Source organism: Escherichia sp. MOD1-EC5990, assembly GCF_002965285.1.
In the GTDB taxonomy this organism is placed as follows: Bacteria; Pseudomonadota; Gammaproteobacteria; order Enterobacterales; family Enterobacteriaceae; genus Escherichia; species Escherichia coli_F.
In genome coordinates, this window is sequence record NZ_PTRV01000089.1 from 1 (window position 1) to 355 (window position 355).

Below are 355 nucleotides of genomic sequence, written 5' to 3' on the forward strand. Positions count from 1 at the left end.
CTCACCCGGTCAGCCAGGATTTCACTTTCCAGCCGGTCGAGCATCTGCACCAGCACCGGCGGGAACACCACATGGCCACCGTCTTCACCGCCGGACTGCTGAAGAGCGTCCGCCAGGCTGCGGCGCTGCGTTTTCGCCAGCTCACCGGTGGCGGTTTCGACCCTGATGAGTGGCGTGAAGCTCCCCGGCTGATAAACCGTCTGGATGCGGGTTCTGTCGTTCTGTATCGTGGTCAGCCGGTCGCCGTCCCAGCCGTACCAGGTCACTTCCGGTTTCCGTGACAGCGACATCCAGCCCGTCAGGTCCCGTTCACGCCGCCACACCCGTTTTGCCACCCTGCGGCCCAGCGGGTCGT

At 65.1% G+C, this 355-nt stretch carries 1 protein-coding gene; it reads right to left on the reverse strand.

Going from position 1 to position 355, the window contains the following annotated elements:
* The coding region (locus BEB42_RS26020; protein WP_172954561.1) for an RHS repeat protein at positions 1 to 355 on the reverse strand (355 nt) is incomplete at both ends.